Here is a 7,638-nt window from a genome sequence, read left to right on the forward strand (position 1 = left end):
GGTTTCGTGGTGGGCCAAGGAGATGCCGAAGGGCGCGATGTTCAATGCCAGGTGAGAAACCGTTGATACCTCAGCAGCTTTCTCGAATTCCTTCCGGTCAAGGCGCTGCCTGATCCCAGCCGACGGCTACTATGAATGGACGAAATCACCGGCTGACGGCGGCGGCAAGGACCCCTGGCACTTCCACCTGCCCGAACATGCCCCATTCTCGTTCGCCGGGCTCTGGGCTCACAATAAGACGCTCGGAATCACAAGTTGCACGATCATCACGGCGCCGCCCGCGAGCCGGTAAGCCAGATCCGCGACCGCATGCCGGTCATCCTCGACCAGTCGGCCTATGACGCCTGGCTGGACCGCTCTAATTCCGCTCCGAAGCAGGTGCTTTCGCAGAACCTCAACGGCAAGCTTGAGTTCGCGTCGGCAGACAGGTGAATTCGTCGAAATACGAGCAGGCCGACTGCATCCAGCCGATCAACTCCCTTTGAGTGACTGCTATGCCCAAGATAACGCGCACGCCGCGTGAGGCAATCTGGAAGCACCTGATCGAGCTGGAGAAGGAGGGCAAATGACGTATCCGTCATCATCTTCGAGCTCGTGGCGCTTGGAGTGGACTACGGGACCCGCCTTAAAGGAAAGGAATTCATGATCCGTTGGCTGGAGGAGATCTCGGCCCAGATACGTGAAGGAACTGCACGCAGACAAAAAGAACTGACTGGCGCGGGGTGCGGAACAAAACAGCGCCCGACGGGTTGACGCCCTCATGTTCAGGAGACCTCGATGGCAAACTACAAGACCAAAATTGGCGGGCAGAACCGCGCCAGCGTGGCAGCGGACCAGGATTATGATGTCCGCGAATTCGCCGATAAGTTTGATATCTCGCCGGCACAGGCCAAGCGCCTGATTGAGCGCCACGGCAATGATCGTGGCATGCTGGAGCGCGAGGCCAGGAAGCTGAAGAAATGAAAAGCTCAGCCCAGATGTATGTTCCCTCCGCCGAGGACTCCACCAGGCGGGCGATCGTCAACGAACTGTACTTTGCCCTATCGAAGCTCGGTGCGGCCGACGAGCTGTTGGCCATCGTCGGCAGTTGGGGCGACACGATGGATGACGCCCGCACGCTCGATCATCTCCGGGCGTTCAACCGCAACGGCACCATGTTCAAGGAGGTGATTTGCCGGGCGGATTAATCCTCGTCCCTCACCTTGGTCAGCGTTGCTTGGCGCAAGCCGCCCTCACCCTTCAGGAAGCGGACATGCCCGATAAGGCCGGGCTTGATCCACTGGGCGTTTGGCTTCTCGATCGGTATCCCCATCGGCGCGCCCGGCCGGGCATGCTGGCAACGCCGTTCGTTCATGGCTTGCAGAACCACCGGAACCGAATCCCGTATCTGGTCAAGGCGATGGGCGCTGGCGGCATGTCGAAGAGCCAGGTGAGCCGCCTCTGCGCCGACATAGACGAGCGGGTGAATGCCTTCCTCACGCGGCCGCTGGAGGGCGCCTGGCTCTACCTCTGGCTGGACGCGACCTACCTGAAGGTGCGCGAGGGCGGCAGGATCGTCAGCCGTGCCGTGATAATCGCCGTCGCGGTGAACGATGACGGCAAGCGCGAGGTGCTGGGCGTTGCCACCGGCCCGTCCGAAGCCGAGACGTTCTGGACAGCCGCGCCTCCGCGCGGAATTCGGCCAGATGGGTGAAGGCGTGTATATAGGTCTCCTGAAGTACGTCCTCCGCCTCGGTGTCGTCATTCAGGACGGCGCGGGCGACCCGGTGAAGCCGCTGATTGTGACGCTTGATGATTAACCAGAATGCAGCAGGGTCACGCTGTCGCGCGTGTTCAACCAGCCCCGCGTCGTCAAGGTCCTCGATCCTCACTGCCTCGGTGGATCCGGTCGGCTTCATGATAGGCGCTCCAGATACATCAGCTTACTATGAGAATAAGCGTTTTCCGGGTTTTCGGTCTGCAGCCCGGTGGAGACTTGGGACTCTAGAGGACCAAAGGTCTGCTCACCAAGGAAATCGGCCCTTGTTGTGGAGCAGTTCGATCTTCCGGTTTTGGCGCGTCCCGTTGGCGCGCGAAGCTGAGGGTCGGGAAGCGAGCCCGACGGCGGGCGTGATCGACAGAAGTCAATCGGTCAAGACCAGGTAAAGCGGCGGAATTCGTGGCCTCGACGCGGGGAAAGACGATCAACGGGCGCAAGCGTCACATCGTTGTCGACACCATCGGCCTGATAGTCGGTCTCCTCGTCCACGCCGCCGATATCCAGGACCGGGACGGCGCACCGGCTGCTCTCAAGACCATTCTGGAACGCTGGCGGTGGGCTGCGACACGTCTTCGCCGACGGCGGCTATGCCGGGCCGAAGCTCGCTGCTCATCCGCGAGCCAACCAAGGTTCGACGATGTGCCGAGCTGGACGGGAATGTCACGGACGAGGTTGAGCGCACCTGCCTATAGCGCCGCCTGGATCATGCCGGTGGAGACTAGCGGACCCGAGAGCACCAGCTCGAACAGGCCGGGGTAGTTTCGAGCTGGCGCGGCGGTCGCGCAACCGCCGCGCCATCTGGTTTTTCGCCAGCACTAGCCGATCGTGCTCCTTCAGCCCGGCGAGCGCTGCCTCGTGGATCAGATCGAGAAAAGCCAGCAGCCGATCGCCGCGATTGCCTGCCCGCCTTCTCTCCCGCGGAATGTTCTTTTGGCCTAGATGCAGGCAGGCCGGATGGTGGGCAAGACCGTCCTCTCGCAGCAGCGCGGCAACGAGCAGCGGCGCGAGCCAGCGGCATGCTGCAGCACCCCGATCTCGGTCCATGCCTCGAGCAGGATCGCCGTGCGCAGCGTGCTACAGGCGCGCGGAACACATAGATGCTGAGGTGACGCAGGCCGGAATCGGCGATCAGCGTCGCCACCGTATTGCTTGGCCCCGGCCGTTCGGCAACCCTCAATGCCGGGACGATATCGCTCCGGTCGAGGCGCCTGCAAAGACCGTCTCGTCACGTGCCAAACGCCCGGCCAGATAGTTCCATGTCGAGATCGTAGCGGTTACGTACCGCGACATCGTCGCGACACGTCAGATTGGCGCGACGATCACCGGGAGGAGATTCTCGCGATGGCGGACCGCGACGCCTGGCGTCGGCGTGGTGCAGCGACGCGGAACATACCTCTGGCCGGATCGTTCACCCTCACCCATCTAGCCACATGGCCCGAGGTTGCTTCCGACTGAGGAGTGAGCAGCCCGGTCGGCCCAGAGGTGAGAGCAACGTGGTCGTCGCGCCCATCTACAAACACGCTGCTTCCCTGGTGGAAAGGGAGGTGACCGCGCGCAGGTCGAGGCCTCTGAGGCAACTCATACGCAGGTGGAATTCGTCTTCCCTAGCGTTCCAGTTCCTCGCTCTGGGCGGGCTGGTGTCATTGCTCGCCATGATTCTGGTCGGCGCAGTGATAACCTCGCTGATCGAGAAAGCTGTGACGCGAAATATCGCCGCGACGACGGCGCTTTACGTGGACAGCGTAATCGCGCCTCTTTTGCCCGACATGCGAACCAGCTCGCTTCTTGACGATGTGGTCAGGCGAGCACTTGACGAAACGCTGGATCAGGGGGCGCTGGGACGTCGGCTATTCGCAATGAGGCTCTGGGCCCGCGACGGCACCGTCCTGTATGCAAACGATGACAGGGTGATCGGCCGGCAGTTCACGATGACGCCGGACCTCCAGCAGGCATTTGCCGGTAACATGGTGGCCAACTACAATCACTTCAACTTGCTGGATGAAGGCTCGCAGGAAGCACCTTCGGAACCACTTCTGGAGATCTACAATCCGGTCTTGCAACCATGGTCCGGCGATGTCGTCGCCGTCATAGAACTTTACGAATTCGCCCATGAGTTCGAGGCGACGCTTCAGAACGCGCGACTGAGGAGTTGGGCGGCCGTGGCGGTGGTCACCGCCTCGTTCTTTCTTGCACTTGGCATGGTCGTGCTGCGCGGCAGCCGAACAATCGACAGGCAGGCCCTCGACCTCAAAGCCCGGGTCTCAGAGTTGACGGCGCTTCTGGAACAAAATCGCGCCCTGCACCTGCGGGTCCAGCGGGCAACCCAGCGGGCTACGTCCCTCAACGAGAGCTACTTGCGCCGGCTTGGCGCCGACCTCCACGACGGGCCAGCGCAGTTCGTCGCGCTCGCGTCGCTTCGCCTCGACAGCGAAATAGTGTTGGCGGAAGACGGCGCGCCAGAAGTCCGCGAACGGCAGATCCACGAGATCCGCTCGTCTCTTGAGGAAGCTCTACAGGAGATCAGGACCATTTGCCAGGGGCTCGTGCTTCCGCAGATCGAGACAGCCAGCCTTGCGGAGGTCGTGACGTACGCCGTCGATGCCTACGAACGCAGGACCGACGCGGTCGTGGAACGCCAGGTCCAGGAACTCACTGCAACAATTCCCCTGTCGCAACGGATATGCGTTTTTCGCTTCCTGCAGGAAGCGCTGAACAACGGTTACCGTCACTGCCGCGGCGCGCGGCAGACCGTATCGATGAATCTCGAAAAGGGGAAACTCTCGGTTGCGGTGTCGGATGACGGACCAGGGTTCAATCCGGCCAATATCCGGCCAGACAGCATAGGGATAGCCGGAATTCGGGAACGCATTGAGAGTCTCGGCGGACGCTTCCGGCTGGATACATCCGAGAGGGGCACGATGCTGGTAATGACACTCGACGTGGAGGAACCCGACGGAATATGACCTCTACCATTTCAGTAGCAGTTGTTGACGACCATCCGCTGTTTCGCGAGGGAGTCATTCGCAGCTTGAGTGAAACGGGACGGTACAGAATAGTCGCCGAAGGCAGTTCGCGCGAGGACGCTATTCGGATCGCCGGAGAGCAGCGGCCGGAGATCCTTCTTATGGACCTTTCCATGCCGGGCGAAGGCCTGAAAGCAATCGAACCCATTCTCAGCCTGAGTCCGAACAGCCGAATTGTCGTCCTGACGGTCTCGGAAGCCAGCGAAGATGTTGCGGCCGCACTTAATCAAGGCGTCAAGGGCTATGTCTTGAAGGGCATAGGTTCGCGCGGGCTGGCCGAGGTTCTTTCACTCGTGGCCGCCGGAGAGACCTATGTGACGCCGAGCCTTTCGGCGCGGCTCCTGTCCAATTTATCCAGTGCGCCGCATTCACCAATCACGACCGACCCCATCCGGTCTCTAAGCGACCGCGAGCTTGAGGTGGTCAGTCTCGTGGCAGTCGGTCTGAGCAACAAGCAAATCGCGATCAAGCTCGATCTTCACGAGAAGACGGTAAAGCATCATATGTCGAGTATTCTGTCGAAGCTTCAGGCCAGCAATCGAACCGAAGCAGCCATGAAATACCACAACTCTGCCAAAGCCAGCTTTCCACGCCGTTAGAGCGCTTTCCAGGCATTGTATCCAGGAGCGCTAGCGCGCCACTTTCAAGCGCAGGTAGTCCATAGCCGTCGCCGGGCGATTGACGATTGTGCGTCCCTGGGCATCGCGCATCTCATAGCGTCCTTTTTGGATCGTCTCCCGCATGCCATTGTCGTGTGCTATGCTCGCGTCGGGGTCAGCGCCTCGGGAGCGGGCGCGACCCGAATTCGTGTTGCCGGCGCCTGATCCTGGTCCCCCTTGTCCCTTCCCGCCGGCATTCCCTCCGTTTCCATTTCCGCTGCCATTGCCTCCTCGATTGCCTTTCCCGCCTCCGCTCCCATTGCCCTGCGCGTGGGCGGCATTCGAAACCAAGGGGGTATGAGCAGAAAGCCGGATCGCATATGGACAGGCGGTAATCCCGGCGAGCGTTAGCACGCCCAAAAACTGCCTGAAAAAAACCCTCCGGGAGGCGTTCATTCGCTATCCATACTATTTGACGACGCAGATATGTTCGCACCAACCTCTGGCTCAACGGACCGCCCGCCGGACCGTTCCGTCCGACGGGCATCAGCGCAGGAAGGGACGTGACTGCGCCGACAGGTGAAAACTCGTAAGCATCGTCAGCCGATCAATGGGCCGACAATCATGAGGCCAAACCCCGCGACGAACATAGGCCCAAGCAACCAACGAGCTGATAAACGCTCTTCTCCATAAGACTCTCTCGTGTCGGTCATGCTTCACGGGCCAGGATTCTTGTGGCGACAACAGACACTCCGCGCTCCGCGTTCCATGACTTTCGCCGGGCAAGCCCAATGCGCCGCGGGTATGGGTCTTAAGGCCTATCGCGTGAGAGAAATGGTCCCAGGCTGCTCCGCCAAAATCCGGTTCGGCCATGTCATTGGTCCGGTTTGCAGAACCATTCACCCAGCAGTCCCCTTTCTCGGATGGCGGGTTTCCAGAAACCAGGAAACAAAAATGACTGTGAAATTCGTATCATCTACCGAGCCCACCGGTCAGAAGTAACGCTCAGGCAGGCACCGATGGACGACAAGCGCAAGGACCATATCTACACCCGTGCTTACGCGTTAGCTGCTAGCGGATGCCACGTGGATCCGAGAACCATCATTTCAACCCTGAAAGACGAAGGCTACCCCGAGGCCGCTGACGTTCTGGACGATGCGCAGATCCACAATGATCTGAGACGGGTTTGCAAGCGAAACTGGGCAGGTCTTCGGCTCGTCTCCCTGAACAATAAGCAGCCTTAGCGAACAGAAACCTTTTCTCCTGCGCCGATCTCTGCATCCGCCTTGCTGTAAAGCGCGAGGTAGCCGCGTGCTTCCGCCGCCGGTACGATGCCCATCTGAAACTGTGTGTCCTCGGTCAGGTTCTTGCTCATCAGGCAGCCGCGATCCTGGCCATCGGTGACATAGATGTCCCAGCCGGCTTCCGAACCGTATTTCTTGTACGTCTCAGCCGCCGCGCCTGTCGCAGTCAGGACTGCAAAGACCACTGCGGTACGTATTCCCCGCGTGTAGCGGAATGACTGTTTCATGGCGAACTCCCAGTTGCACGTCAGGCCGTAGCCGCGGTGTTTCATTGGGCAGCTTGCGGGCATCCCTGTCTGATTTAGATACGCCTGCATGCTCGGAGCAAGCGGCGATGGATGCTGACACAACGGCTTGCGTTGCGATATTGGCCTTGGGGAAATTTGCGGGGCCTCCTTTCCTAAAAGAGAGGCGACACTATCGCCATTCCGTCTCCAATCATTGGACCTGGCAAGTCAAAGCGGACAATGGAGGTGTGGGAACGAGGTGTTCATCCGAGCTTGGTGGACGTGATACGGACTGCGAACGAACGTGCTTCTCAAATGATGGGATCTGTCAGGTCAAAATGCCGCCATAGGCCCAACCGTCTCGCTCGCGCTTCACTTGGCCAGTGCGGATGTTTCCGGATCGGCTGCGGTTATCGTGCCTCGGTATTGCTAGCCAGTTCGTGAGTGCCTCCAGGATTTAGCCGTCCTGCAACTTGCTCGACGTAAACGGTTCGCCCGGCGGGTCGAGAGACATCGAAAAGAGCAACGCCGAGCCTGCAGCGATCAAGGCCACACAGATAATTGCGTATATCGTTCGTTTCATGCCCGCCCAATCCCCCAAATCCATCAAGCCAGAATGCCTTGCCGCTGCATGTTCGAGAATGCGCCCTCCCATGACAGCGAGTGTTTTTTGCTCTGAATCGCAAAATCGGTGCCATCGCTGCACTTCCGCACCGGACGCCTAAG

General features: G+C 60.1%; 8 protein-coding genes and 3 pseudogenes. 8 read left to right on the plus strand and 3 right to left on the minus strand.

Translation table 11 applies throughout. From position 1 onward, the window contains the following. Window positions 1–112 precede the first annotated feature (112 nt). The 4 genes and pseudogenes from MAXJ12_RS35885 to MAXJ12_RS28560 all read left to right on the plus strand — a co-directional run. Window positions 113–432: pseudogene (locus tag MAXJ12_RS35885) on the plus strand (SOS response-associated peptidase family protein). 345 nt (window positions 433–777) lie between these two features. Next, window positions 778–963, plus strand: a complete 186-nt coding sequence (locus tag MAXJ12_RS28550; RefSeq protein WP_008839602.1) for a DUF3606 domain-containing protein — start codon at window positions 778–780, stop codon at window positions 961–963. Then, on the plus strand, window positions 960–1,187 hold the full coding sequence (locus MAXJ12_RS28555) for a hypothetical protein (protein ID WP_139044081.1): 228 nt from the start codon (window positions 960–962) through the stop codon (window positions 1,185–1,187). Before MAXJ12_RS28550 ends, MAXJ12_RS28555 begins: the two co-directional genes overlap by 4 nt. 119 nt (window positions 1,188–1,306) lie before the next feature. Continuing rightward, window positions 1,307–1,657, plus strand: a pseudogene (locus MAXJ12_RS28560) (transposase); the annotation flags it as partial. On the opposite strand, the gene MAXJ12_RS35890 reads toward MAXJ12_RS28560, so the two are convergent. Then, window positions 1,557–1,898: a sigma factor gene (locus MAXJ12_RS35890; protein WP_244421630.1), complete on the minus strand. Its 342-nt coding sequence runs from the start codon at window positions 1,896–1,898 to the stop codon at window positions 1,557–1,559. The pseudogene MAXJ12_RS28560 and the gene MAXJ12_RS35890 sit on opposite strands and share 101 nt — an antisense overlap. 172 nt (window positions 1,899–2,070) lie before the next feature. On the opposite strand from MAXJ12_RS35890, the pseudogene MAXJ12_RS35895 reads away from it, so the two are divergent. Beyond that, a pseudogene (locus MAXJ12_RS35895) lies at window positions 2,071–2,363 on the plus strand (transposase); the annotation flags it as partial. A 56-nt stretch (window positions 2,364–2,419) separates the two neighbouring features. Here the strand turns inward: MAXJ12_RS35895 and MAXJ12_RS35900 are convergent. Then, window positions 2,420–2,803: a DUF1612 domain-containing protein gene (locus tag MAXJ12_RS35900; RefSeq protein ID WP_244421631.1), complete on the minus strand. Its 384-nt coding sequence runs from the start codon at window positions 2,801–2,803 to the stop codon at window positions 2,420–2,422. A gap of 608 nt (window positions 2,804–3,411) precedes the next feature. On the opposite strand from MAXJ12_RS35900, the gene MAXJ12_RS28565 reads away from it, so the two are divergent. From MAXJ12_RS28565 to MAXJ12_RS28580, 3 genes are all read left to right on the plus strand, one after another. Then, window positions 3,412–4,722, plus strand: coding sequence for a sensor histidine kinase (locus MAXJ12_RS28565; RefSeq protein WP_008839607.1), 1,311 nt, complete (start codon window positions 3,412–3,414; stop codon window positions 4,720–4,722). Continuing rightward, window positions 4,719–5,381 carry a response regulator gene (locus MAXJ12_RS28570; protein ID WP_040588543.1) on the plus strand — a complete coding sequence of 221 codons (663 nt, stop codon included), beginning with the start codon at window positions 4,719–4,721 and terminating at the stop codon, window positions 5,379–5,381. The genes MAXJ12_RS28565 and MAXJ12_RS28570 overlap by 4 nt, the downstream gene beginning before the upstream one ends. 1,019 nt (window positions 5,382–6,400) lie before the next feature. Beyond that, the gene (locus MAXJ12_RS28580) at window positions 6,401–6,625 is read left to right on the plus strand and encodes a hypothetical protein (RefSeq protein WP_008839611.1); all 225 of its coding nucleotides are present in this window, start codon (window positions 6,401–6,403) and stop codon (window positions 6,623–6,625) included. Here MAXJ12_RS28580 and MAXJ12_RS28585 read toward each other — a convergent pair. After that, window positions 6,622–6,912, minus strand: a complete 291-nt coding sequence (locus tag MAXJ12_RS28585; protein ID WP_139044082.1) for a hypothetical protein — start codon at window positions 6,910–6,912, stop codon at window positions 6,622–6,624. The genes MAXJ12_RS28580 and MAXJ12_RS28585 overlap by 4 nt on opposite strands. Window positions 6,913–7,638: the final 726 nt, after the last annotated feature.

The organism is Mesorhizobium alhagi CCNWXJ12-2 (assembly GCF_000236565.1).
Classification (GTDB): domain Bacteria; phylum Pseudomonadota; class Alphaproteobacteria; order Rhizobiales; family Rhizobiaceae; genus Allomesorhizobium; species Allomesorhizobium alhagi.